A 24,567-nucleotide genomic window follows, 5' to 3' on the forward strand; every position below is an offset into this window, starting at 1 on the left:
TCGTCTGTTCTTCAACAGCAGTCTGCGTTGCGAGGGCGTCCCGAGATGTACAGAGAGACGCAAGCCACCAGGCTCAAAGGCGCCATCAGGAAAATGGAAACGAGACGAGATGTGTGAAGAATGCTCGAAATCATCCATTGTTTGCCTGTAGCGTCTACGAAAACGTTTCCCAACGAAGAAGGCGCGATCACCAGGAGATTTCCCAGTGCAGATAGAGCGTAAAACAAAATGGCTGGAAGGTAATGGTTCCTGCGCGCTGGCAGGGTCTTTTGGTTTCGGAGATAGAACGCGAATAGCTGATAGAAGACGTATGTAGTCAGAAGCCAGCCCAGGAAGTTGCTGGTCGGCACTCCATAATACGAGCCGCCATCGCGCCAAACCCAGCCGTGATCGACATCCGCCCAGATTGCTTCCATCGAGAGGTCCCAGGTGGTCATGACGAAACTGGCGATCATAGGTGTCCAGACGATTCTTCCGCCCGACAGCGATCTGTTTTCGCCGCCCGCAAGTGCAACGCTGACGACCCACGACAAATAACCCATCCCGACATAGGCCAGAGCAAGCAGTATGGGAAGGTCAAAGATCTTCGGTCCCATCAGGCCGGTGAATCGGTAATGGCCAAACGGAAAGCCCGTCCGTAAGCTCACGCTTTCAAAAAGTGCTCCAACCCCGAGAGACAGGCATGTGAAGACAAGTACGCCACGCGAACGGTAGACGCGTGCTCCGTGCACCACAGCGAAGAGTGCAGGAGGAACCACATGGAAGATAACAAGGATGAGGTTCGGTACCCTCCCTGCAAAGAGCTGCAGAGTCCTGCCTATCAGGTACAGAAGCAGCAGTCCCCATAGCAGGAGCCGGTTCTGATCGTTCTTCGGGCGATTCACCGGCATATGTGAAGTCTATGTGAGAGAGGCCCTTGAAGGCTTACGTCAGCAAACGCGGCAGTGTATTCTGTGCGCGTGTCGAAACCAACCGAAAAATCCTCCTCCCTGAAAGCTGCTGAGACGGCTGCGCTTTCGCGTGTCGGCCGCCGTGAATTTCTCAAAACGAGTTCTCTGGCTGCTGGTGCGATCGCGTTTGGTGCGCCTGCATTTGTGCGCGGACAAAATCTCAACAGCAAGCTGAACATTGCCTGCGTCGGAATCGGTGGGAAAGGCCGCAGCGATACCGATGCCTGCGCCGGTGAGAACATCGTCGCGTTGTGCGACGTGGATGCAGGTTCCGCGGCGTATGAGACTCAGACCAAAAAGTATCCAAGCGCGAAGTTTTACAAAGACTTCCGGCAGATGTTGGATCAGATGGGCAACCAGATCGATGCAGTGACGGTTTCGACACCGGATCACATGCATGCGATTGTGGCGTCGATGGCGATGAAGAAGAACAAGGCGGTGTTCTGCCAGAAACCGCTGACGCAAACGATCTATGAGGCGCGTTATCTGCGGGAGATGGCGCACGACAGAAAGCTCGTGACACAGATGGGCAATCAGGGCAGCGCCACGGACGGTCTGCGCCGCGCAGTGGAGACGATCCAGGACGGGCTCATCGGACAAGTGCATGAGGTGCACGTTTGGACGAACCGCCCGGTCTGGCCCCAGGGAATGGAGCGCCCGGACGGAGAAGATCCGGTTCCTGCGACCTTAGATTGGGATACCTGGATTGGCCCGGCGACGATGCGGCCCTATAAGGATCGCCGCAAGCCAAACGATCGGGAAGGAATTTACGCGCCGTTTAACTGGCGTGGCTGGCAGGATTTCGGCACCGGCGCGCTGGGTGATATGGCTTGCCACACGGTCAACATGCCGTTTCGAGCTTTAGATCTCGATTACCCGACGGAGATCGAAGCGATGCCTCTTGGCCCAATGAACAAGGAATCGTATCCCCTCGGTTCCAAGATTCGCTTCGACTTTCCTAAGCGCGAAGGTCGCATCCCCCTCGAGCATCCGCATCTGTTCCACCATTACAAAAAGATTGAGCATGACGCGGTGACACTGTGGTGGTACGACGGAGGCCAACCCGACCCGGGAGCCCGTGGCGGGCACGACCTGAGCAACAAGCCGCCGATCGAACTGACCGCCGACATCGTGGCCCTGCACGGCAAAGTTCCCGACAGCGGTTGCCTGCTGATTGGTGACGGAGGCATGGTCTTTTCGCCGGACGATTATGGGACCAATTTCTTCGTGAAGCTGAAAGGTGAAGAGAAATTCGTTCACTACCTCAAGCACCCGGCAATGGCGCAGTATCCGGAGCGGATTCCTCGCAACCATCACGCCGGGAATAACGTTGTTGCTCATGCCCAGGAATGGCTCACTGCTATCAAGGAAAACAAACCCGAGATGTGCTACTCGCGTTTTGACGTCGCAGCGCGTCTGACGGAGATCATGCTGCTCGGCTGCGTGTCATTGCGTGCCGGCCATAAGATCGAATGGGATGGACCGAAGATGGTTGCGAAAAATTGCCCTGAGGCGGCGCAGTTTATACGGCGGCAGGATCGTTCCGGTTGGGTTCTTTCCTGAGGCACTTATCGTGATCGGCAAGTTCGGGCACCCGTGCGCTGGGTGCCCCATCCATTTCATACCGGAGCCCGGCAGAGTTCGCTTGACACCTGCTCCAATATGTTGATATCAACATAAATTGTAAGGACGCTTCGCTTTGGTGTCTCCAAATTTCCGGGACTCCCTTGAAGTGGATGAACCGGTGGTTGCGAAGTCTGGAAAATCGAGGACCAGCTATGTCATTCTTTCGCGATCTGAAAATTGCTGTGCGCTCCCTGTGGCGCGTACGCACGCTGTGGTTTACCGTCGCCATCACGCTGGCACTGGGAATCGGAGCCAATGCAGCCATCTTCAGCGTTGTGCGTGCGGTTCTGCTACGTCCGCTGGCGAATCGTGACGAAGATCGCCTGCTCTACGTTCGGCAGAGCGCGCCCGGCCTCGGCGAACAGAACACCAACTTTTCGATTCCTGAAATCGACGATCTTGGCAAAGACCTCAAGAGCATTACGGAGCTTGGCACCTTCTCCTCGGTAGACTTCACGCTCATCGGCCTGGGAACGCCACGCGAGATTCCGGCTGGCGTTGTGGATGGTCACTACTTTGAGGTAATGGGTCTGCGTCCGGTGCTGGGCCGCCTGCTGACGACATCCGATGATGGCCCGAACGCAGCCGGAGCCGTGGTGCTGACCTATCGCTTCTGGAAGGAATCGCTCCACGGCGATCCAGGCGTGCTTGGCAAGCAGGTCCATTTAGAGAGTTTCGGCGGACCGCGGAACGCTACCATCGTCGGCGTGCTCGAGCCTTCGGTACCTTATCCCGTCGTCACTGAGATCATCGCCAACGTTGTCACCAGCCCGCATCATCTGTCCGCCACGATGGTCGCAGGCCGCGAACATCGCATGACCGAGGTGTTCGGCCGCCTGGCTCCGGGCGCCACACTGGACGCCGCGCGCTCGGAGCTGCGCGCACGCCACGCCGCCATTGTGGCTGCGCATCCTGACGTATACAAGCCTGACAATCATTACCAGATCGATGTGAAGCGCATGCACGACCAGATCAATGCGCGCGCCAACACTGTTTTGTGGGTGTTGTTTGCCGCCGCGGGCCTGCTGTTTCTTATTGCGTGCTCCAATGTTGCCAACCTCGTGTTAGCCCGCACCGTGCGCCGCGAATCGGAGCTCGCTGTACGGGCTGCGCTCGGAGCCAGCACGGCATCACTGCGCCGCTCGCTGTTGGCCGAGAGCCTGGTGCTCTGCGGCAGCGGGGTGATTGCCGCACTTCTTCTCGCATGGCCCACGGTTGCCGTTCTAGGCCGTTATGCCGCACGTTTTTCTGTACGCGCCGATGGATTGACCCTCGACTTCAATCTCGTATGGTTCGGCATCGCGCTGGCCCTGGTCGCAGCAGTCTTCCTTGCGTTTGTTCCTCGCCTGCCTTCGGTGGGTGGGCAACTCGGTACGAGCCTCACCAGCAGCGGATCACGCGGCAGCACCGGAAGCAGCAACCGGCGGCTGCGCATCTTCGCCGTCATGCAGATTACTGCTTCATTTCTTCTGCTGACAGGAGCAGCCGTACTGATGCGCACGCTCTATACGCTCGAAAATACGCGGCCGCCCTTCGACACTTCGCGAGTTCTTGCCGTGAATCTGCCGGTGCTGACGTATGGCAGAACTCCTGAGCAGGTCCAGAACTTCTATCATGAGGTTGCGCGCCGCGTGAGCACTTTGCCCGGAGTGGACCATGTCTCCACCGGCTTCAGCGTTCCCTGGCGTGACGATCAGGGCCTCAACATCAGCTTCACCTTTGCAGCACAAGGCGCATCGCGCAAGAACGGCGTAGATGACTGGCGCGCGAAGTTCCGGTCGATCTCGCCAGGTTATTTCGAAACCCTGGGCGTGCCCTTTCTTGGAGGCCGCGATTTCAGAGACACGGACAAGGCCGGTTCGGAGCGCGTGGTCATCGTCAGCCAGAGCCTTGCGAAAACGCTCTTCCCCAATGGGGATGCGCTGAACCGTGAGCTGCACTGGACCGATGGCGTGATGAAGTTCGTAGGCATCGGCTATGAGCCGCGCCGCATTGTTGGCGTCGTGCCTGATATCGACGACGAGAACATCATTCCGTCGCCCGCCATGACCGTCTACCAACCGACCGATCAGGAAGGCTGGCAGGGACGGCTCTTCGTGCGCACCCGGACCAATGATCCCTACTCGCTTGCACCTGCCATCACCCGTACGATTCATGAGATTTCAGCAGACCAACCGATCGAGAAGGCCAGCACACTGGATGACATTCGCGCTGAGGTGATGACACCAGACAAACTCAACGCGCTTGTCTTCGGTGGATTCGCTGCCGTCGCCCTGCTGATCTCAATCGTAGGCGTCGCCGGCGTGCTTGCGTTCTCGGTGAGCGGACGTACGCGCGAGTTTGGCATCCGCATCGCGTTGGGAGCGAAGCCGCAAAATATTCTCGCCGATGTTCTGTTGCAGGGGCTTGCGATCGCAGGTATCGGCGTCGGCGCAGGCATTATCTCCGGCATTGCCTTCGCACATGGAATTGCCAGATACATTGCGGAAGTGCGTCAGCCGGGAATTCTTGCATTCATTCTATCGGCCTTCGTCATACTGGCCGCAGCCGTAATCGCATCTGCCGTACCGGCCGCTCGCGCGGCACGAGTCAACGCCGTAGAAGCGCTGCGCTCGGAGTAGCAGTCAACTCATTCAGGTTGGGGTTTGAGCCGAAGCGTCAGATAACAACGAAGAACAGTTCTGAACTCTTCCGCGATCATCTTTTGTTCTGCATGATCGATGCCGGCGTAAGTTGCTGGAAGCGTCATGATGATCTTCAGAGTGACCGTCGTGATGCGCCGCGCATTCACAATGGAAAGACCAGGACTGAGTTCTCTGAGAAGAGCCTCGAAGCTTTCGCGTAAAGCGAAACGCTGCTTAGCTGGCCGCTTGAATCGCACTGGTGCATTTAAGAGCTGAAGGTACGCTGGGCGTGCCATCATGAAGCCGACAAGCGCATCGACAAGGGCATCAGCAAACTCCGCGATGCCGAGCGCCGCCACGCGCTCTCTAAGAGGTGGCCATAAGGCAGCCATCTCTTCTGCATAACGAGTATCAAGGGCGTAGAAAAGTGCCTCCTTGTCCGCAAAGTACTGGTACGCGGTCCCCGCCGAGATATTCGCACGTAAAGCGATTTCAGTCATAGTGGCCGCTTCGTACCCGCGCTCAGCCAGTACCTGGGCGGCTGCGTCCAGAACCTCGGCAACTCGGCGCTCCCCTCGCGGGCGCTGAGGAGTTCGTCTCTTCTCGCTTGACCTACCTGAGGGTGTTCTCATATAACAATTCCACCTGCCCTACATGAGGATACCCTCAGATAGGGGCGTGGAGGAAAAATGCGCCGTCGTATCTTGTGGTTCGGCCTGGTTGGGCTCTGCATCTCCATTTGGGTTTGCAATTCGTCGTTGTTCAGCCATCCGTTCGCGCAACGTCCTGTGTGGCTGGCGCACAGAGGAGTCCACCAGGACTACACACACACGGGTCTTACCGATGAAAGCTGCACCGCACGCTTCATCTATCCCCCGAAGACTTCCTATATCGAAGACACGCTGCCGGCCATCGGCGAAGCTTTCCGTGATGGCGCAGATTTTGTCGATTTCGACGTGCATCCAACGAATGATGGTCACTGGGTCGTATTCCATGACTGGAGGCTGGAGTGCCGGACAAATGGTCATGGTGTAACGCGCCAGCAGTCACTGCAATACCTTCAGACACTGGACGTGGGTTACGGATACACGGCCGATGGCGGCGCTACCTTCCCCTTGCGTGGGAAAGGTGTGGAACTTATGCCTTCCCTCGAGAATGTTCTACAGGGTTTCCCCGATCGCAGTTTCATCGTGCATATAAAGAGCAATGATCCAAACGATGGCAAGGAATTAGCGAGAACGCTGAGGAACCTATCAGGCAATCAGATTTCACGACTCTCTGTCACGGGAGGTGACAGGCCTATTCGTGCGTTGCGGGAGAATCTACCTTCGGTCCGGTCAATGTCACCGTCCTCGATCAAGAATTGCCTGAAAACCTATGCGTTACTAGGCGAATTCGGATATGTCCCCACGGCATGCCGTAATACGGTCCTGTTCGTACCCACAAATGTGGGCCCATGGCTATGGGGATGGCCAGATCGCTTCCTGGGACGCATGGAGAAAGTGAACACACTTGTCTTTGCCGTCGACGATCTTCAATCCGGTGGTACCAAAGGACTGAATGATGCGAAGGATTTGGCAAAGCTCCCCAGAAATTACACAGGAGGCATCTGGACCGACCGTATTGAGTCGATCCATGATCCAAAGCACTGATGACTTTCATAATGCATGTATCGCAAACTCCGCGAACTGGAAAGATCAGGCATCTCGTCGGCGGATGATGCCACCGGTAGCAACAAGAAATGAGCGGCGCCTCAGTGATTGGCCCCTCGACGCAGTCATTGCATGGTGTTGCGCCCTGGAGAGATCTCACGTTAGGTGCGGCTCTGACACCCGTACATGACGTCGAATACATTCCAACCTTTTGGAACATGCGCCTTGTAAGCGAGAAAAACAGCTGCGGGAGGAACAAAGTCCCACGACCAGCGCGATAAACTCCCCATGAATTCTGTTTCACGTGAATATCACACTAGTTGAGTGAAGGCGCTTCGATATGATCGATAACCACGATGGGGACAGGGCCCTTTCTTGGCTCAAGCTTAAGCCCAAGTTGTTCTGAAACTGCGGTAAAAATGGAAGGTCCGGAAACATCGCTCGAGTTGGCGTCTGCAGCGGCAGTTTGCGATGCCCATGTCAATTGGAAATCGTACCGGCCGGTGAGGTTGGTGTTGTCGAGAACAACGCGGCCCAGACCTTGTTGCGAGAGGTTGCTAGCCAATCGATCCATGGTGACTCCATTAGCAGTAAGTTGATTGATGCCTCCACTCTCGTTCGATGCGTGGCGCATTCCGATAATGCCGGTCCGTGCGTTGCTGTCTTGATCGCTCAAAGTCGAAGGCTTGAGTTTGGAGCCGTCCTTGGCAACTGCCAACGCGTAGAACGGAAGATTCCTCGATTCCTCGTGGCTGGCAAATTTGAAGCGATCGGCAAGGATCGTCCTTCCCATGGAGCGAACCTGTTCCAGATTAAGTTTGTGAAATGCGGCGATATCAGAGTCGGCAACCTTCGCCTCTATATCGAAGCGGGGGGAATTCGCCCAACTGGGAAGCCCGACAATCTGATTGCTCAAGACGAGGTCGAACGACTGAACGATCAAGTCCTGCAAAGGCAGATTCGACAGCCGGATTCCATCCGGCTGTAGCTGCATCCGGCTGCCCTGAGTATCCGAATTGTGCATTTTCACCGATACAACATCAAACTGTATGGGACTGCTAACTCTATCTAAAGATTTTGCCGCACCGGATGTCGTTTGGCTATGCGAGAACGGCGCATGAAATCCCGCAAATGTCATCGTGGCAAGAATCGCGGCCCGCGTAGCGAGGTTGAGTCCTTTGTTCCCTGTCGCACTGGACGTTCTCATCGATATCTCCTCTTATGCTCGTTTGACTTCCCGTCTAAATGTCGCGTGTACGGATAGTTATGCCGGCGATGGCTAGCAGCCCGATGGAAACGAGAAGGCAGATGGCCAGACCAGGCCAGGGCGCAGTCCCTTTGAGCAGGCGAGTAATCGGATCGACACACGTCGTGGCGCTCATGACGTCGAACACGTTCCATCCGCGAAGCGTCCTCGCCTTATAGCTAAAGAAGACCGTCGCGAGGGCACAAAGGCCTACCGCTGCGGCGGTGAGCTCTCCCTCAAAGATCTCCGAAAGCAGCAAGCCGCTTGCAACGATCACGAGCCCCGCTGCGCTCATGAAGACACCAAATGCGAGTGCCTGACCGAATGGATAAATCTCTCCCACTAAGGGTGAGACAATCGGAATTAAAAGCGCGGAAACGAGCCCGAGTGTAAGTGCTTCTGCGCAAGCCAGCGCCGCGCGGATGAGGAACAGGCGCAGACGCGGCACCGGAAGGCCCAGAGAAAACAGGGCCGAGCCTGTCCCTTTTTCCCGGCGCAATCCGCCCAGCGTGATGACAAACGCTGCAACTACCCAGAGGCCTTGAAGGGCATAGTGAAAGAGACCGCCCCAGATGTACGCCGAATAGGAGTACGACCTGCCGGGAAAGACTTCCTGGAGGCGCATCACGTATTCAGGCCCCGTGGTCACGGCGTAAATTACAAGCGATGCCAGTAACGCCATCGCAGAAAAGAACCGGCCGCGAGACTCCACCCAAGCCTTCCAGAGCAAGGCACTGTTGGCAGATGCAAAGTGACCGCGCGGATTCGAGACTTCAGTAGTCAATGCGATCACCATAGGCCACCGTTGCTGCGAGCACGAGCCCCGTGAGCGTCCATATCACCAACAGAGAAACCCATGGGATAGTCGCCCAGTTGAGCTGCCATGGGCCCGCCATGGCGTGCGCTAAATCGAAATATTCCAACCATGACTGGTGTGGTTGGGTTGGCAGGTGCATCTGAACTCGCATGAGCTCTGCCACACGCACGCGCTGCATATAGAGCTGGAGCCACAGGTACGGAACTCCGATAAGTATCAGCGTGGCGAGCAAGCTTAGATAGTTACCGGGAAGCAGCGTGTAGCAAAGATTGCCGAGGGCGAGCACAAAGGCACCGGCAGCCACCATCAAAGCGGCATGGAGGACCATCTGTGAAATCGAGAAGGTTTGATGAATGACCGATGAACCGAGAATGACAACGAATACGGCAAACAGGCTCAGCGCGATGCTCTCCAACAGGACCATCGCCAAGCGCGCGAATAGCCAGCGCTTGCGGCTAACCGGAAGGCCTAGGCTGAACAGAGCCGTCCCGCTGGCCCTCTCGCGAATCAACCCATCAAAGGCAAAAAGAGCGGCGAATAATGCCCAGACCTGCTGCAGGTAGTTGTCGTAAAGATAGTGCCAAAGATACCAGCCATATTCATGTATCCCCCACCACATTCCCGAGTGGTAGAAGTAGGGGTTCCTCAAATTCCGTACGTCTGTTGCCCACCACCTGACGAGCCATGCGTGCTGCTCCATATAGAAGATGCAGACGATGGCCACGGCAGTGAGCCCCGCGATGAAGCGCACCCGTGTTTCCAGCCATGCCTTGTAGAGCAGCGCGCTCATGACCGCACCTTTACTTTTCCGAGGAATATCTCTTTCAGCGAAAGCGGCAGCACATCTATGTTTCCGGCGCGCAGCATGCGAACGTGTTCGATGATTGCGTCCACATTATGGCTGGCGACCAACGAAACGGTGCAACCTTCGGTTCGGATCGTTTCGATTCCAGCCAATCGAAAATCGCGCTCTTCGACCGGCTGTGGGAAGACGGCCTGAATGTGCCGATATTGCTCCTTCACCTGGTCCATGGGCGCGTCCAACACGAGCCGGCCGCGGTCGATCATAAGTACATGGTCTGCGATTTGCTCCACTTCCACGATCTGGTGCGAAGAGAAGAACACAGTCGTACCTTCGGCTGTCAAAGAGACCACAATCTGTAAAACGTCTTCGATCGCAACCGGATCGAGGCCTTCCGTGGGCTCATCCAGAATTAGCAGTTCACAACCGCGCGCGAACCCTAGAAGCAGCGCGAGCTTCGTCCGCATTCCCTTGGAAAGGTGCCGGATTCTGCGCTTCGGTGGCAACTCGAACTGTTCCATCAGTCGGCGTTCGAAGGTGTGATTCCAACGCGGAAAGAATGCCTTCGTAAACTGCACGATCTGCTCGACCGTCATGTAGTCGTAAAGCCGCTTGTCTTCCGCTACGAAGGCCACTTTCTGCCGGATCAGCAGGCTTTCTTTCTCCCGGTCGATGCTGTGACCGAGGACGCTGCCCGATCCCCCAGTCGGGTGAACCATTCCCAAAAGCATCTTGATGGTCGAGCTCTTGCCTGCACCATTCTGACCCAGAAAGGCGCATACCGACCCGGACTGAACGGACAAATTCAAGCCCTGCACGGCCTCGATCTTCCCGTAGCTCTTTTTCAGTTCAACCGTTTCAATGACTGCTGCCACAAGCTACCTCCTTTGAAGCTCTCGGCGAGTTCTGCTTCAAACAAGCGTCGAATCTCGCCCTCGGCTAGACCCCGCTCTTTCAAACTCTCCACAAATTCGTGTACCGATCGCTGGGCATCCCGCAGATCTTCGGTCTTCGATCGGCCGCGCCGGCGAGAGGCGATGAAAGCGCCCAAACCGTGTCTTATTTCGAGCACGTTCTCCTGCTCCAGCTCGCGATATACCTTAATCACGGTATTGGGATTGATGACCAGCGATTCGGCCAGACCGCGAATACCGGGAAGTTGATCGCCCGGCGACAATGCGCCAGTCTCGATGGCGTGGCGAATCTGTTCCTTAAGTTGAACGTAGATGGGAACGCCGGAAGACGGGTTTGGTTTGCGAAACACTGTTCTACAGTAATAGCACAGTGAACTCCCCGAGCGTCAAGCGATATCAACGAATTTCGTTCGATCGTCTTAAAACTTCACTGCAGTCGCACTACCTCGCGGGTGAGGTGGCCATGGGTTCCGTACGATGGCGCCCGCCTCGCCATCCGAGCCCTTCGATTTGATCGGCTCGTACCGCAGGAAGCGCGTGGTATATCCGCTTCTGCCGCGTGCGCTGGAGCGCAGCACCTCCGCGATGGGAATTGCCGCGCGAATCAGCAGTCCATCCACGGTCTGAGAGATCGATTCGACACGCCCGAAGCGCGCGTGGATGTCTTCCATCACCGACGACATAAAAGGTGTGGGTAGGTCGATCGTCGCTTCGACCATTGGCTCCAGCACAATCGGCTTAGCCTGTTTTGCTGCCTCACGAAGGGCCATGGCGCCGGCGATCCTGAGGCTCATCTCGTGGCGGCCAACCTCATCGCAATCGCTTGTGAGCAGTGTGACTTTCAGATCGACGAGTTCGCAGCCCTGCAGAGTGCCTCCCTGTGCTGCCTCTCGCACGCCGGCTTCAATCGCCTGAACGGACTGCCTGGCAATCGCCTCATTGTCCAGGTCATAAAGAAACTGCAACCCGCTTCCGCGCGGACCGGGCTCTACCCGAAGCTTGCAATAACCATAGTTTCGGGAGCCGCCGGTATCACGGAGATACGAGTGTTCTGCTTCCGCAGAACCAAGAACTGTCTCCAGGTAGTTAACCTTCAAGTTGCCCGGTTCGGCCAGCTCTCGCTGAATGACCTTCAAGCGAAGCTCCAGGAGCTGCAATTCGTCCTCTCCACTGACGAAGAGCCTGTCGTGCTCGATGTGAACTTCGGCCCTCAGTCTGGGGTTTTCCTGGACCAGATCTTCGAGTTTCTGCCGGACGGAGGCATGCTGCTCCAACGGGATGGAATAGAGCTCAAACGAAAGAATGCGATGAACGGCTCTGCCTGGCCGAGTCATGGGCGTGCTCCTCCTCAACAAAACGCGAAGCCCAATCAATGATGGCAACCATTGAGCCATAGGTGAGAGGCGAAAGCAACCGAAAGTTATCTCATTGCGTAACCCTGCCGGGTATCAATAACGGGTCAGGGACAAACCTCGCAGTTCGGGAGTGCACTGAATCACGACATCGCGGCCGCGACCAGTTACTCCGAAAGTAATCGTTGTCTCACCGACCCGCAGATTCCTGACTTCGAGATCCTGCAGTGAATCCGGCAGTGCCGGGTGAGTGAGTGTAATCTGCCGTGAGATTCCATCCACCTTCAATCCAAGACACGCCTGAATCAGCACAAAGATGGACGCTGCAGCCCAGGACTGCGGCGCGCACGCGACCGGATAGAGGACCGGCGCCATCCCTTCTGCCCGTGAAAAGCCGCAAAAGAGCTCTGGAAGGCGATAACGATGGAAGTAGGTCGCCGAAGAGAACAACCCCTCGAAGACGCGGCTGACATGACTCGTTAAACCATAGCGCGCCATGCCAAGTGCAATAAGGCCGTTATCGTGCGGCCATACACTGCCGTTGTGATACGACATGGGATTGTAACGTGGCGAGCTGGTAGCGACGGTCCGGATGCCCCATCCGGAATAACAGTCCTCGGTAAGTAACGTATCCGCTACGCGCCTGGCTCGCTCAGGAGTGGCGATGCCGCTGAAGAGAACCTGGCCTGCATTGGATGAGACAACCCGACATAACCGCTTTTCCCCATCAAGGGCCAGACCATATGTTGAAAGCTCTTCACACCAGAAAGCGTCGTTAAACTTTTCCTGCAACATCTCCGCACGCCGGGTAAGCTCCGCGCAGTCATCGAAATGTCCAAGATGTTCCGCAAGAATCGCGCCGGCCCTCAGCGCGCCATAGGCATACGCCTGCACTTCGCACACCGCCAGAGCGCCATGGGCAGCACCGCCATCAGCATGAAATACAGCGTCATCCGAGTCCTTCCAGCCTTGATGGATCAGGCCGTTCGGCGCATTGCGCTTGTACTCGATAAATCCGTCTCCGTCTGCGTCGCCATACTGCTCCATCCAGTCCAGGGCGGCCCGCACAGCAGACCACAGCTCACGGACGAAATCCAGATCGCCTGTGCGTTCGTAATAGGCTCCTGCCAGCAGGACGAAAAGCGGAGTCGCGTCCACGCTGCCGTAGTAACGGCCGAAGGGCATTTCCTTGAGGGCGGCCATCTCGCCGTTGCGGGTTTCATGCAGAATCTTTCCCGGCTCCGCATCTTCCTCGGGCACCAGATCGGTGGCCTGGGTCTCGGCGAGATAGGCCAGCACTCCTTTGGCAACCGACGGATCCATCCATAGGCACTCCAGCGCCGTGACAATTCCGTCGCGTCCGAACGGCGTATTAAACCAGGGCACGCCCGCATACGGATATATTCCGGTAGGCAGATGAGTCGACATCAGGTGCAGATCGTAAAGCGAACGCCGATACCACTCGGTGAACTGCCCGTTCGAGGAGCTCACGATCACATCGTCTTCAGCCCGCTTTGCCTGCAGCGTAGCGATTCTCCTCTTCGCTTCTTCGAGCGGAAGCGAACCCTGTTCTGTCCGCCGTGATCGATAGCACGAGATACAGAGCACAATGGAAGTCTGTTCCCGCTCTTTGAGGTCGATACGGAAACAGGCTTCACGAGAGCATAACTCCTGCGGCGCCGGCTCGAATGTAAGCACCGTATATCTTTCTTCATGATCGAGCCCGTCATATCCCAACCGCACCCGGTCTTTTTCGAAGACCGGCGCCTGCAACACTCCATGTCTATTCCTCGGCAAACCTCGGATCTCGAAGATGTCGGCGAAGTCGGCATCGAACCCAACTGCCAGCCCGCATTGCACTTTCTCCTGTGAGAAGTTCTCCAACTCGATGGCCATATAGCAGGTATTGTCGAAGACAAAGATATGACGGCTGATCCGGACCGTGTTGGGGGCCAGGGATCCACCGCTCTCATCATTGGTCTCCGTCACATCCAGCGAGTCGTTCTGATCCCGGACATACGATCCCAGAACAATAGGAGCCACTCCGTCGAGAAGCAATGAAAACCGTGAAAGAAACCTGGTCCCATCGAAGAAGAATCCTTCTTCGCTACCCTCACCGGCACAGATGTCGCCGGAACGATCGCAAACGAGAAATGCATCCTGGTGTTTGAGCGTCTGGCGCGCCATATTCCGAGCGACAAAGGGAAGCTCCGAAGAGGGCTGGCCGGACTTCTTCTCAACATCAGGATTTGTGATCATAAGCGCCTCTCCATCTCTCGAATCCGTTTTTCATAAAGGCCGACATACCGCTCGGCCATGCGCCTGGAGGTAAACCGTTCTTCAAATCGGCGTCTGCAGCAGCGTCTACGGATGTGCTTTAGCGAAGCCACAGCGAGAACAGCATCTGAGATGGAATCCACCACAAAACCGTTGACTCCATGCTCGACAATCTCCGGCACAGCGCCCCGGTTCCAGGCAATGATCGGAGTTCCGCACGCCAGGGCTTCAATCAATACAAGCCCGAATGGCTCAGACCATACGACCGGAAAGAGCAGACCGTAGGCATTCCCTAGCAGCTCATTCTTCTCCGCTCCTCCGACCTCTCCAACAAATGTAATGTTCTCGTTAGCTTTGAAGATCGGTCTGATCGTCTGTTCGAAATACGACCGGTCTTCGTCGTAGATCTTAGCCGCCACCTTCAGGTGCATGTGCGCCTGCGATGCAATCTCGATGGCTTGTTCGATGCCCTTGTCCTGCGAGATACGCCCGAGGAATAACAGGTAGTCACCCGCTTGCTCCCTATACGTATGTAAGCCGGGTGGCATTCCATGATGTACCGTTCCGCACCATGCGGCCTGCGGCAACGGGCTCCGCTGGCTTTCCGAAATTGCCACGAGCGCAACCTCGGGAAAGGCCTGGAATAACTTTTCATGATCCGGCGGATGCACCAGGCCGTGAAGGGTGGTGACCGACGGCACCTGAAGCCGGCCGACCAGGGGAAAATGGACATAGTCGCAATGGAAATGGACCACATCGAACTCGTCCGCGTGCCGCAACACCTCTTCAACCTGCAGAACGTGATGTGGCAGCGTCTCGCGACACGAGACATCCTGCCACAGCGCCCGCTCGCAGGAAGAGATCAACCTGGCATTCGTACGTGAGTCGCCGCTGGCGAATAACGTGACCTCGTGCCCCATGGAGACAAGCTCTTCCGTCAGCCAGGAGACGACGCGTTCCGTGCCGCCATATCGTGCAGGCGGCACGCTTTCAAAGAGAGGGGCAACCTGTGCGATTCGCATGCTCGTCCCGCACTAGCTCAGTTGGACCATCGGCAGGCCCTGACGTGTCTTCTGGAAGTAGCAGATCTCAACCAGCGTCGGCCATAGCTCTAGAGAAGACCGTATCGATGCAATCGCGTCGTCTACGATGCGAACCAGGTTGTGCTGGAAGAAGTCAGACTCGAAGCCATAGAAGGCCTTCTGCAGATTTGCAGCGAATAAGCGTAGCGACTCCGCACGTTCCTGTGTAGGTGCTCTCTTCACTGCATCCAGGGCACGCGCATGCAGGCCGGTGATCTTGCCAAGGATTTCTTCGGCATCCTCGGCTGCCAACTCACCCCGATACTCAAACGTGACACTGAGCTCGTCGATACAGGTGACCGAGTCGCGTATCTTCCGCTTCAACAGGTTTGCAATCTCTTCATTCAATACCTCGGAGGCGGGTGGATTCCGCATGTAGTTGCTCTTGGTGTGATGCTGCGCCGCATCGACATGAGCCGCCACAATGCCTTCCTGCTGGATCCAGATGCGATAGATGTAGTCCTCGAAACGAAGCCGGGTGGGAAAGAATGGAGGCAAGCCGAAGCTATTGTCATAGCCTGCGACGCCACAATCCATGCGCCAGTTCTTATTCGTCAGAACAGGGCGGAAGTTCTCGAGAACGTAGAGATCATTCAGATCGTCGGGGCTTAGCTGCTCGTCGTTGCCGAGAAACATCTCAACAAAGTCGATCGCATCGATGTCGTTCGTTCCTGAGCGGAAGGTCTGGGCCATCTTGACGATGTCGCCGTCACGCACCCGGCCGCGCTCCAGCCGCATACTGTTCTCTTCGGCCAGCCCTTTGGAGGCGTTGGTCTCCAGTTCCATCGCCGTGTCGACCAGAAGCTCGCCGCGTTCGTAATTTTCTGGGACGTCCGCGCTCTTCTTTCCGAGCACGTCCAGAAACGCCGACATAATGTCGAAGGACTTCCGGTTGTATCCGTTCTGGCCGACGCGATGCAGCTTGCCTCGGCTCACTTCGTCGTACTCCAGAGACTCGGGGCTGTCCTGCACCAGGGCATATGGCCTCATGTCATCGTCGGAGCTGATCATCAGGCCGCCCAGCGTATACATCAGGGTATAGTTGCGATTTCCTCCGTAGCTTGGGCGGAAGAGGTTTTTGACCAGAGGCTCAAGGCGTTTGTTCCTCAAGCGCGAGTTGACGTAAGTAAGGAATTCTTCTTTCTGCCGTGGGCCTACATAGAACAGATCGGAGCGTGTCTTGATCTCCTGCAACAGCGGGAAATACTTTTCGAAGTTTGCTGGGGTGGAATCATCAAACACGATAATCGTGGGCGAGTGTCCGTTACGCCAAAAGTGATCGTCGTACTCCCGGATGGTTTCGCGTACATCTCTCAGGCGATGTGTCGGTATGACAAAGTAACTGTCCGGATCATGCATATTCCCTGTTCACTCCCTGGCTGCATCACTAGCAGCCAGAGACTATTGAACAGAGAAAAGCATCAAAAAGGCATATGGATTTGCTTTACAACTCCATCAAGCTAGGCGTGGTGAATCTGAAATTCGCAACATAGGCCATGAACGGCCTCGCCGTCCGAAGCGTTGAAAAAACAGGCCCTTCACGAATCACTCCAGCGAACAAGTTCGCTGAGGACCCGAACGTTCAGGATGACAACATTTTTGATAACACTTTAGACTCATGACACTAGGCGCAGGCGATCCGTGTCTCCCAGCGCCAGACGCGTATTGTGTCGAGCAGCTTCGTTCGAGACAACTCTGTAATGCCGATGCGAGCGGCTCCGGTGATGGCATGCAACGGCCGTATGGCCATGGCATGCTGCGGGCCGGGACAAATACGGAGAAATACACCGGCGTGGGACCTTAACCTGCGAGAGTAGTCTCCGCAGGCAAGACGCAATTCGCCCCCGGAACCGATATATGGCAATGCATATACGGCACACTGGCCTTCGTTAAAAAGCTCCTGAATAAGCTCTTCCACCAGCGTGGCCTGACCTTCGGGAAACTCAATGCCATGAATGTACGGCATGGATAGAACCTCCTCTGACTCACATTACGAGGAAGTCACTAAGAAAGGCGTAAAGGCCGAACGCCGTAAATACTTACAGCGTTCTTATACTTTTCCTCTATCATTCGTTGGTTCTCAGTGAGAATCATTTGCTGCCGGCGCGGTGACTGTCGAAGGCAAGCGTCTTCTCGATGGCCTTCTCGACCAGAGGCTCCATCGACACATAGCCTTCGGCCGTGGGATGAAGACCTGCGGTTTAGGCCTGCGCGGGTCGCCCGCTAATCTGCTAGCCGAAGTCGCTCTCACAATCAGTTCGAGGACGGGTACTCGACATTGTCGACCACGAAGATACTGATGGCCCCGTCCTCTTTCTTGAGCTGGAGACCGAGTTGCTCCCTTATAGCCTCGGTAAATGTCGGTCCCGAATCGTCACGTGGGGCGCTGCTAATGCCTTCCCTACCTAAGGATTCAGGATCGAACTCGAGAATGAAATCAAACGTTCCGTTTAGCCCTGTCTGATCCAATATAGGTCGATCAGACTCTCCTGCACCGGTCAACCAATCCACAATCGCGTTCATGGTCATGTCACGGCCGCCTTCTCTGAGACGGTACTTAGAAGTTCGAGCCTCAGTGCCGTCGCCGCAGGTAGCCGGCCAAAGTCCAACCATTGTCGCGACGGGTGTTCCCACCGCGGGGAGTGGCAGAGGAGCCGAGCACGATAAAGTCGGATTATGCGGTCTCAACTGAGGTCCAGTCTTCCCGGGCCTTGTAAGATACAACCCAAAGACAGGCATTTCCCGCTTCTCTCGATGGACCTTCAGGTTGAACCGATCTTCAAGAAGAGACTGCAGCATCAACCGCATGTCTTCCTTGGTTGGCTTCCCGGATTCTGCTCTTGCGTTGATGTCAAATTTATCCGTCGTTGCCCAACTTGGCAGGCGGCGCATCAATCCGCCGCGAAATTCGCTGATGTTTATCTTGTAGGCAAAGATAAGGAGGGTGACGAGGGATTGATTCGTTGCTGAGAAAACTCCTCCTGTGGGGAAATAAACATCTCCGCGATCAAGCGGAAAGTTCGAAGTCCCCCGACCGCCTGACTTGTTCTCGCGGACGGAAGCTACCTCGAACTCAAGCTTGTGAGGCGCCATCATTGACGATGGGTTCTGGGCAGACGATTGTGCCAGGTACGCCGGAGCAATCAAAACGACGATAAATCGCAAAAGAAGAAGACGCCGCATATGGGGAGGCTAACAAATCTTCAGCCGCTTCTAGACCATAGTTTCGACAACTTCGAATCCTGATCCGCACCTCCAAAGCAGGCCATGGAAATGACAGAGTGTGGAAAGCATGGAGAGCCATAAAACCGGCTTCCCACCCTTCCCACACTCTTTGGAAATCCCTTCAGGATTCCCACATTACCACGGCCTCGACGGCGAGTTAGGTGTTAAGGAGCAAAGGCAAAGACCAGCCATAACCTCAATTCAAGCCCTCAACTCCGCAAGGGACTTGTAACGGATGTTCCCGGTCCAATGTGTAACGGATGTTCCGGTACACTCAACCCCTGCACTATGAGCGCTAAGAATTTTCCCCTATATCAGGATCCGCTCGGCCAGACGGACCATTTGGTCCACCGCATCTTCCGTCGTCATCTCTTCGGAGACGAAGATGTCGAAGAACTCGAAGGAGGTGAAGGTGTAAAGGGCCGCGGCTGCTTCGCTGGGCGGCAGAGCCATCGCGCTCGCAAAGCGATTGGCAAGCACCTCAGCCGCGCCACGGCGACGAGCGTACCGGGATGAGACGGCCTGACCGAAGGCAAGGTCCAGTGCAGCGATGCCGTGAATGCGGCGGATCAACACACGTTCCTTGCGCCAGAACCGTGTAAACACGCGCACAAATCCACGTACGGCGGTACGTGCATCGGTTCCGTGCATCACCTCGCGCATCTCCTCGACACCCGCGCCGAGCGCAATTTGATCGAAGAGCGCCGTGATGATGCCCTCCTTGTTGCCAAAGAGGTTGTTCAGTGTCTGCCGCGAGATACCGTTCTTCGCCGAGACGTTCTCCATGGTGAACTCGGCTCCGCCACCCTTCTCCAGCAACTTTCGCGCTGTTCGCAGCACCCGCTCCCGGGTCACATCGGACTGCACTGCGCGCTGCCCCAGCGTATATGGACGTTTAGCTGGAGGCGGTCGTCGGGATGGCATGAGGGTATTCTAGAGCCGAAGATTTAACTGGACAAGATGTCTATCTAAATTCTACAGTGCTATCCATGTCGACCGTGCCCTTGTCTTCGCCCACAACACGGTTTCCACGATGGCTGCGGATCTTCTTCTGGTTCTGCATTGTGATCGCTGTCGCCGTAGTGACGCGCCGCGTCGTCTCCTTCCTGGCGCCTGCTCGCAATGCACCACCCATGATGGTGAGCGTGGAAGAGGCGTTCATGAGCCGCAAGGCGCTCACGCTGGCGCATATCCTGCCCGCAGGAGCGTTGGTGCTGCTACTCCCGTTTGTCCTGCGACGCGGACCTGGAACAAGACGCGGTCTTGAAGGTGCAGTCTACGCACTGGGGTTTATCGTCGGCATCACCGCCTATGCAATGAGCGGGCATCCGGTCGGCGGAATCATCGAGCGTTCTGCGGTACTGTTCTTCAACACTCTCTATCTCTTCTGCCTGACACGGTCGTTTCTTCTATGGAGTTCCAAAGCGTTTCCATTGGCGGGACGATGGCTGCTGCGCGCCATGGGTATCCTGCTGGGGATTGCGACCACGCGGCCTGTCATGGGTGTCTTCTTCGCGACCAGCAGGCTTACACATATGACGCCGCAGCAATTCTTCGGCATCGCCTTCTGGATCGGTTTTTCCATCAATACGGTCGTAATTGAGTTGTGGCTGAGAAAGCATCCCGTTATCTCGAATTAGGATTGTTCCTGCAGTGGTGCCCATCCATCGCATCGCGATGGATGGGATATCTCGCGAAGCGAGATTGCTTTCCCCTAGCGCAGCAAAAGACAGTTATGGGTAGAGAAGCAGATTTCTCCGCTCCCGCTGGTCGCTACGAAATGACAAACAAAAAGGCGATCCCCACAGCTTGGGACTGTCCAAGCCTGTCCGAAATTGCTGTATTTGTGTCGTGGCGTTCGCTGCCTGACCGCTCTAGGTTTGAGAGCAGGAGGCAGCAGACCATGACCACCGACACCTTGCCCACCATCTCCGGAGTCACCATTCCCGACAGCAAACTCGCGCAAGCGATTACCACCTTCATCCGCGACACCGAGACTTCCCTGCTCTTCAACCACTCCAGCCGTGTTTATCTCTTTGCGGCGCTTGCTGGTAAGCGCCGTGGGCTGAACTTCGATCCTGAACTCCTCTATGCGGGAGCGATGTTCCATGACATCGGTCTGATGCCTTCCCACAGCAGTCCTCGCGATCGTTTTGAAGTAGACGGAGCCAATGCCGCGCGCGATTTTCTGCGCAGCCACAAGATCCCGGAGCAGGAGATCGATCACGTCTGGACAGCCATTGCACTGCACACCACGCCGGGTATTCCGCAGTATATGCATCCGGTCGTCGCCCTGGTGACCGCGGGAGTCGAGATGGATGTGCTTGGCATTGACTACACCAGCTTTGCCGACGCCGATCGCGAGGCTGTGGTCAACGCCTTCCCACGGACGCCAGCCTTCAAGGAAGACATCCTACAGGCCTTCTACGACGGCATTCATCACAAGCCGGAGACTACCTTCGGCAACGTGAAGGCCGACGTGCTCGCCGATAAAGACCCGAACTTCAAACGCGGTAATTTCTGCCGTGTGATCCGAAACTCCATGTGGCGCGGTTAAGCTGTTCGCCACCGGGGAACGACGATCGCGCTTCCTAGTTAGAATCGGAGTATGAGGAAGGTTGTGATCGTCGGTCCTCCTCCGGTCCAGATTCTCGATGTTGCCGGGCCGCTGGAGGTCTTCAGCAATGTCCCCGGATACGAGGTACAGCTTGCCCATCCGGGAACCGGCGATACTCTTCCAACTCACCGGGGCTTTGCCCTGACCAACGCCATTCCCATTCGCGAGATCACAGGAAAGATCGACACACTGGTCGTCGTCGGAGGTCCCGGAGCGGAGAACGGCATCTACGACGAAACCTTCATTGCCTGGATCGCTGAAGCAGGCGCCAAAGCAAGGCGTGTCGCCGCCATTTGCACCGGAGCTTTCCTTCTCGCAAAAGCTGGTCTGTTGGATGGAAGAAATGCCGTCACGCACTGGAACTTTTGTGACCGGATGGCCAAAGAGTTTCCTGAAGTCACGGTAAAAGCCGAATCTATCTTCCTGAAGGACGGGCCGATTTATACCTCCGCGGGCATCACCGCCGGTATCGACCTATGCCTTGCGCTCGTCGAAGAAGACCACGGACATGAAGCGGCGCTACGCGTCGCTCGCTTCCTCGTCATGTTCCTGGTGCGACCGGGCGGGCAATCGCAGTACAGCCATATGCTCTCGCGCCAGGCGATCACTTCTCAGCCCCTTCGTGAGCTGCAGGTGTGGATGCTGGAACATTTGCGCGAACACCTCACCGTTGACCGTCTTGCGGAACGCATGGGAATGAGTGCACGTAACTTCACTCGCGTCTGCCTGCGTGAGATGCGTATGAACCCGGGGCAATTCGTTGACCGCATGCGAGTTGAAGCTGCGCAGCAGATGATCGACAGCTCATCGATGGGATTGAAGGAGATTGCGGATGCCTGCGGCTTCCGCTCAGCCGATGCCATGCGTCGTACGTTTCTTCGTGTGTTGGGTGTAACGGCGGGTGAGTATGTGAATCGCTTCCGGCGGGATGCCACGAAAGCATAGCAGTCTTAACACCGACGCCCGGCTGCGGGGCAAAAATTGGGGGAGCCTTGCGGCTCCCCGAAGTGTGTGCAGCAGCGAAATGTGGATTTGAGCGTTTTCCCTGTTGCTGGGTATTCCGGAAGGGGCGTGCAGCGGCGTTTTCATTTCGGAAAACGCCCATAGATGCAGAATCCCTGCATCACACCCACAGGAAAAATGCTCTAGAACTCCACAAAGTTTGCGTCGTTGCCGGCGCCGACAGCGACGGGAACGGGGATGGCCACCGGACGGATCATCGGTTTTGCAGGCTTTGCGGCAGCCTTTACGGCAGGCTTCGCCGAAACGCTCTTCGCGCTTTGATGAGTCATTGCGCGAGATGAGGTCTGCACGCCAACCATGGCTCCAAGGCGGGCAGCCAGTTCGTAAAGTGCGCCTGACTGCGCATTGAGCTGCTCAGCGGCTGCGGCAGACTCCTCCGCGTTCGCGGCGTTCTTCTGTGTCACCGACTCCATACGGCCGATGGCGCGTGCGATCTGATCGACACCGCCGACCTGCTCCGAGGATCCATCGCCGATCTGGTCGACCAGCGACTTGATCTCAGTAAAGGAGCCTTCGAGTTTGGCTCCAGCCTCCGCCATCGATTCGATCTTGGTGCGGCCGTCTTCGGCGTTGGTCAGTGCTGCTCCGATCAGGGCGGAGGTCTCACGTGCTGCTTCGGCCGAACGCTGGGCAAGGTTACGCACCTCTTCGGCAACCACAGCGAAGCCTGCTCCGGCCTCACCGGCGCGGGCTGCTTCCACCGCTGCATTCAGCGCCAGGATATTGGTCTGGAACGAAATCTTGTCGATGACATTGATGATCTTCGCAATCTGCTGCGAGCTCTCATTGATGCTGGTCATCGAGTTGACGCACTCCTTCACGGCCGCCGCGCTCTGATGGGAGGTGCCAACGGCAGTGCCGACGATTCCCATCGCAGAGCGCGCATTATCTGCGTTGCGCTTCGCCATGGACGAGATCTCTTCAGAGGAGGCCGATGTCTCTTCGATCATCGCCGCCTGCTCCGAGCTGTCACGAGCCAGGTTCTGGCTGGAGGAAGAGATCTGCGAGGCTGCAGAGGCAATCTGCTCCGCACCCTGGTTCAGGGCGAGCACGTTTTTGCGCAGGTCGCGTTCCAGACGAATGACAATCCAACCAACGACAGCGGAGGCAATAAACGCAAGGAGCAGCAGCGTCATCGAAATCGACTCTGCGGTAACTACGGAGCTACGGGCATCATTGCTCGCATCTGTCATGATTTTCTGCTGGTGCTCGAGGATCTGACTGCTCAGGTTGTCCGCTTCTTCAAGCGGTTGCGTGAGCTCATTCAGGTTCAGGTCGGCCGCTTGCTTGAGGTCGTGATTGTTAACCGCGGCGGCAAACCGCACATGGATTGGAGCCAGGCGGTCGAGCGTGGCTTCGGTTTTATTCAATAGATCTGCACCAGCGGAGCCTACTCCAACGTCGCGAATTCCTTTAATCGCCTTGCGGAACTCAGCTTCGTGCTGTGCGTACTGATGTTCCCGTTGGGCAGCCATATCCCAGTTCCCCATGGCGGCCTGGGCGAGTTCGCCACGCTGCGCAGCCAGCATCTCGGAACCAGAGGCATCGGCAACGCCGGCGAGATAAAACTTGTGAGCATCATCCACACCAAGCGTGTGAATCGTATCCCCCAAAGTACTTACGCGGTAGGCGAATGCCCCGCCCAGAACCATCGCCAGAAGGGTGAGGGCGCCTGTTGCGCTCATAAGCTTTTGCTTGATTGTCAGATTTTTCATTGTGTGCCACCTGCCAGGGAGAAACTCTGTCCTCTCCATCGGCGGAAAAAGGCATCACAATAGCGATTAAGTTATGAGCGGTAAACGACTTAAGCCAATGTTAAGGCTAAATGCGAAACGCCGGACGCCCCTTGACGGCAGCCGTGAAGGGGATATCCGGCGTATAAGTTACTTCGCCTTGCTGGCGTCGAACGTACCACTCACACCAAACGGATCAACCGTGGTATTCCCGGAGATCTTCTCGCCATCCAGTTTTCCGTCAAAGCTCAGCAACAGCGCGGTTCCGTTATAGTCGCCGGGTTGCGACCACTTGATCTGCTGGCCATCAATCTTTCCGGTCACCTTAGCCTCGCCTGCTTCACCTTTGCAGGTGCCCGACAGGTCTGCTCCGGCCTGGACGAAGTTACACTCCATTTCGCTATCGCTACCGCCGACCGACAAGTGGACCTTCCATTTGCCGCTGGCGTCAGGAGCGGCGGCGGTCTGTGCGAATGAGAGGGTGGAGAGCAGGGTAAGCGAGGCGACGAAGAGTCTCATGAAGGGATTGACCTTTCCGGTGCACATGAATTACATACGTGTGAACACGCATTAATCTATACCGCCGGATTCCAATACTGTCCAGCGGAAATTCTTTTTCTCCCTGTG

The 24,567-nt window shown here is 56.4% G+C and carries 22 protein-coding genes; 6 read left to right on the forward strand and 16 right to left on the reverse strand.

Annotated features, from left to right (window positions below; all coding sequences use genetic code 11):
• Positions 1–11 precede the first annotated feature (11 nt).
• On the reverse strand, positions 12–890 hold the full coding sequence (locus tag FTW19_RS21575; protein WP_147649610.1) for a carotenoid biosynthesis protein: 879 nt from the start codon (positions 888–890) through the stop codon (positions 12–14).
• Between the two features lie 69 nt (positions 891–959).
• Here FTW19_RS21575 and FTW19_RS21580 point away from each other — a divergent pair, with 69 nt between their 5' ends.
• On the forward strand, positions 960–2,513 hold the full coding sequence (locus tag FTW19_RS21580; protein ID WP_246153439.1) for a Gfo/Idh/MocA family protein: 1,554 nt from the start codon (positions 960–962) through the stop codon (positions 2,511–2,513).
• Positions 2,514–2,728: 215 nt separating this feature from the next.
• A complete protein-coding gene (locus FTW19_RS21585; RefSeq protein WP_147649612.1) occupies positions 2,729–5,197 on the forward strand; it encodes an ADOP family duplicated permease in 2,469 nt (822 codons plus the stop codon).
• 8 nt (positions 5,198–5,205) lie between these two features.
• Here FTW19_RS21585 and FTW19_RS21590 read toward each other — a convergent pair whose 3' ends face one another.
• Positions 5,206–5,832 carry a TetR/AcrR family transcriptional regulator gene (locus tag FTW19_RS21590; RefSeq protein ID WP_147649613.1) on the reverse strand — a complete coding sequence of 209 codons (627 nt, stop codon included), beginning with the start codon at positions 5,830–5,832 and terminating at the stop codon, positions 5,206–5,208.
• Positions 5,833–5,889: 57 nt separating this feature from the next.
• Between FTW19_RS21590 and FTW19_RS21595 the strand changes: the two genes are divergently transcribed.
• Positions 5,890–6,852, forward strand: a complete 963-nt coding sequence (locus FTW19_RS21595) for a glycerophosphodiester phosphodiesterase family protein (RefSeq protein ID WP_147649614.1) — start codon at positions 5,890–5,892, stop codon at positions 6,850–6,852.
• A 316-nt stretch (positions 6,853–7,168) separates the two neighbouring features.
• Here FTW19_RS21595 and FTW19_RS21600 read toward each other — a convergent pair whose 3' ends face one another.
• From FTW19_RS21600 to FTW19_RS21655, 12 genes are all read right to left on the reverse strand, one after another.
• The gene (locus tag FTW19_RS21600) at positions 7,169–8,059 is read right to left on the reverse strand and encodes a TIGR03435 family protein (RefSeq protein WP_147649615.1); all 891 of its coding nucleotides are present in this window, start codon (positions 8,057–8,059) and stop codon (positions 7,169–7,171) included.
• A 34-nt stretch (positions 8,060–8,093) separates the two neighbouring features.
• Positions 8,094–8,882: a hypothetical protein gene (locus FTW19_RS21605; protein WP_187143110.1), complete on the reverse strand. Its 789-nt coding sequence runs from the start codon at positions 8,880–8,882 to the stop codon at positions 8,094–8,096.
• On the reverse strand, positions 8,872–9,705 hold the full coding sequence (locus FTW19_RS21610; RefSeq protein WP_147649617.1) for an ABC transporter permease subunit: 834 nt from the start codon (positions 9,703–9,705) through the stop codon (positions 8,872–8,874). Before FTW19_RS21610 ends, FTW19_RS21605 begins: the two co-directional genes overlap by 11 nt.
• Positions 9,702–10,592 (reverse strand): ABC transporter ATP-binding protein, encoded by an 891-nt coding sequence (locus tag FTW19_RS21615; protein WP_147649618.1) that lies wholly within the window; start codon positions 10,590–10,592, stop codon positions 9,702–9,704. Before FTW19_RS21615 ends, FTW19_RS21610 begins: the two co-directional genes overlap by 4 nt.
• Complete coding sequence (locus FTW19_RS21620) at positions 10,562–10,981, reverse strand: GntR family transcriptional regulator (RefSeq protein WP_187143111.1); 420 nt, start codon at positions 10,979–10,981, stop codon at positions 10,562–10,564. Before FTW19_RS21620 ends, FTW19_RS21615 begins: the two co-directional genes overlap by 31 nt.
• 69 nt (positions 10,982–11,050) lie before the next feature.
• Complete coding sequence (locus FTW19_RS21625; RefSeq protein ID WP_187143112.1) at positions 11,051–11,965, reverse strand: hypothetical protein; 915 nt, start codon at positions 11,963–11,965, stop codon at positions 11,051–11,053.
• 114 nt (positions 11,966–12,079) lie between these two features.
• Positions 12,080–14,242: an amylo-alpha-1,6-glucosidase gene (locus FTW19_RS21630; protein ID WP_147649621.1), complete on the reverse strand. Its 2,163-nt coding sequence runs from the start codon at positions 14,240–14,242 to the stop codon at positions 12,080–12,082.
• Positions 14,239–15,282 (reverse strand): glycosyltransferase family 4 protein, encoded by a 1,044-nt coding sequence (locus tag FTW19_RS21635; protein ID WP_147649622.1) that lies wholly within the window; start codon positions 15,280–15,282, stop codon positions 14,239–14,241. Before FTW19_RS21635 ends, FTW19_RS21630 begins: the two co-directional genes overlap by 4 nt.
• Before the next feature lie 12 nt (positions 15,283–15,294).
• Positions 15,295–16,701: a hypothetical protein gene (locus FTW19_RS21640; RefSeq protein WP_147649623.1), complete on the reverse strand. Its 1,407-nt coding sequence runs from the start codon at positions 16,699–16,701 to the stop codon at positions 15,295–15,297.
• A 265-nt stretch (positions 16,702–16,966) separates the two neighbouring features.
• Entirely contained in the window at positions 16,967–17,308 is a 342-nt protein-coding gene (locus FTW19_RS21645; RefSeq protein WP_147649624.1) for a CRISPR-associated protein Cas5, read from the reverse strand.
• Between the two features lie 287 nt (positions 17,309–17,595).
• Entirely contained in the window at positions 17,596–18,525 is a 930-nt protein-coding gene (locus tag FTW19_RS21650; RefSeq protein WP_147649625.1) for a TIGR03435 family protein, read from the reverse strand.
• Between the two features lie 351 nt (positions 18,526–18,876).
• Entirely contained in the window at positions 18,877–19,491 is a 615-nt protein-coding gene (locus FTW19_RS21655; RefSeq protein ID WP_147649626.1) for a TetR/AcrR family transcriptional regulator, read from the reverse strand.
• A gap of 65 nt (positions 19,492–19,556) precedes the next feature.
• Here FTW19_RS21655 and FTW19_RS21660 point away from each other — a divergent pair, with 65 nt between their 5' ends.
• The 3 genes from FTW19_RS21660 (at position 19,557) to FTW19_RS21670 (ending at position 22,129) form a co-directional block, all read left to right on the forward strand.
• Entirely contained in the window at positions 19,557–20,207 is a 651-nt protein-coding gene (locus FTW19_RS21660) for a DUF2306 domain-containing protein (protein ID WP_147649627.1), read from the forward strand.
• A gap of 263 nt (positions 20,208–20,470) precedes the next feature.
• Positions 20,471–21,124, forward strand: coding sequence for an HD domain-containing protein (locus tag FTW19_RS21665; protein WP_147649628.1), 654 nt, complete (start codon positions 20,471–20,473; stop codon positions 21,122–21,124).
• A gap of 51 nt (positions 21,125–21,175) precedes the next feature.
• Positions 21,176–22,129 (forward strand): GlxA family transcriptional regulator, encoded by a 954-nt coding sequence (locus FTW19_RS21670; RefSeq protein WP_147649629.1) that lies wholly within the window; start codon positions 21,176–21,178, stop codon positions 22,127–22,129.
• A 200-nt stretch (positions 22,130–22,329) separates the two neighbouring features.
• On the opposite strand, the gene FTW19_RS21675 is transcribed toward FTW19_RS21670, so the two are convergent.
• Positions 22,330–23,922 (reverse strand): methyl-accepting chemotaxis protein, encoded by a 1,593-nt coding sequence (locus FTW19_RS21675; RefSeq protein WP_187143113.1) that lies wholly within the window; start codon positions 23,920–23,922, stop codon positions 22,330–22,332.
• A gap of 168 nt (positions 23,923–24,090) precedes the next feature.
• Positions 24,091–24,459, reverse strand: a complete 369-nt coding sequence (locus FTW19_RS21680; protein WP_147649631.1) for a hypothetical protein — start codon at positions 24,457–24,459, stop codon at positions 24,091–24,093.
• Positions 24,460–24,567: the final 108 nt, after the last annotated feature.

This window comes from Terriglobus albidus, from assembly GCF_008000815.1.
Lineage (GTDB): Bacteria > Acidobacteriota > Terriglobia > Terriglobales > Acidobacteriaceae > Terriglobus > Terriglobus albidus_A.

What these genes read in the sequence shown, in the direction of transcription:
- FTW19_RS21595 (WP_147649614.1), top strand. Translation starts at nt 5,890, where the DNA reads ATGCGCCGTCGTATCTTGTGGTTCGGCCTGGTTGGGCTCTGCATCTCC.
- FTW19_RS21665 (WP_147649628.1), top strand. Translation starts at nt 20,471, where the DNA reads ATGACCACCGACACCTTGCCCACCATCTCCGGAGTCACCATTCCCGAC.
- FTW19_RS21575 (WP_147649610.1), bottom strand. Translation starts at nt 890, where the DNA reads ATGCCGGTGAATCGCCCGAAGAACGATCAGAACCGGCTCCTGCTATGG.
- FTW19_RS21675 (WP_187143113.1), bottom strand. Translation starts at nt 23,922, where the DNA reads ATGAAAAATCTGACAATCAAGCAAAAGCTTATGAGCGCAACAGGCGCC.
- FTW19_RS21655 (WP_147649626.1), bottom strand. Translation starts at nt 19,491, where the DNA reads ATGCCATCCCGACGACCGCCTCCAGCTAAACGTCCATATACGCTGGGG.
- FTW19_RS21585 (WP_147649612.1), top strand. Translation starts at nt 2,729, where the DNA reads ATGTCATTCTTTCGCGATCTGAAAATTGCTGTGCGCTCCCTGTGGCGC.
- FTW19_RS21625 (WP_187143112.1), bottom strand. Translation starts at nt 11,965, where the DNA reads ATGACTCGGCCAGGCAGAGCCGTTCATCGCATTCTTTCGTTTGAGCTC.
- FTW19_RS21660 (WP_147649627.1), top strand. Translation starts at nt 19,557, where the DNA reads ATGTCGACCGTGCCCTTGTCTTCGCCCACAACACGGTTTCCACGATGG.
- FTW19_RS21670 (WP_147649629.1), top strand. Translation starts at nt 21,176, where the DNA reads ATGAGGAAGGTTGTGATCGTCGGTCCTCCTCCGGTCCAGATTCTCGAT.
- FTW19_RS21635 (WP_147649622.1), bottom strand. Translation starts at nt 15,282, where the DNA reads ATGCGAATCGCACAGGTTGCCCCTCTCTTTGAAAGCGTGCCGCCTGCA.
- FTW19_RS21640 (WP_147649623.1), bottom strand. Translation starts at nt 16,701, where the DNA reads ATGCATGATCCGGACAGTTACTTTGTCATACCGACACATCGCCTGAGA.
- FTW19_RS21600 (WP_147649615.1), bottom strand. Translation starts at nt 8,059, where the DNA reads ATGAGAACGTCCAGTGCGACAGGGAACAAAGGACTCAACCTCGCTACG.
- FTW19_RS21590 (WP_147649613.1), bottom strand. Translation starts at nt 5,832, where the DNA reads ATGAGAACACCCTCAGGTAGGTCAAGCGAGAAGAGACGAACTCCTCAG.
- FTW19_RS21680 (WP_147649631.1), bottom strand. Translation starts at nt 24,459, where the DNA reads ATGAGACTCTTCGTCGCCTCGCTTACCCTGCTCTCCACCCTCTCATTC.
- FTW19_RS21645 (WP_147649624.1), bottom strand. Translation starts at nt 17,308, where the DNA reads ATGCCGTACATTCATGGCATTGAGTTTCCCGAAGGTCAGGCCACGCTG.
- FTW19_RS21650 (WP_147649625.1), bottom strand. Translation starts at nt 18,525, where the DNA reads ATGCGGCGTCTTCTTCTTTTGCGATTTATCGTCGTTTTGATTGCTCCG.
- FTW19_RS21610 (WP_147649617.1), bottom strand. Translation starts at nt 9,705, where the DNA reads ATGAGCGCGCTGCTCTACAAGGCATGGCTGGAAACACGGGTGCGCTTC.
- FTW19_RS21630 (WP_147649621.1), bottom strand. Translation starts at nt 14,242, where the DNA reads ATGATCACAAATCCTGATGTTGAGAAGAAGTCCGGCCAGCCCTCTTCG.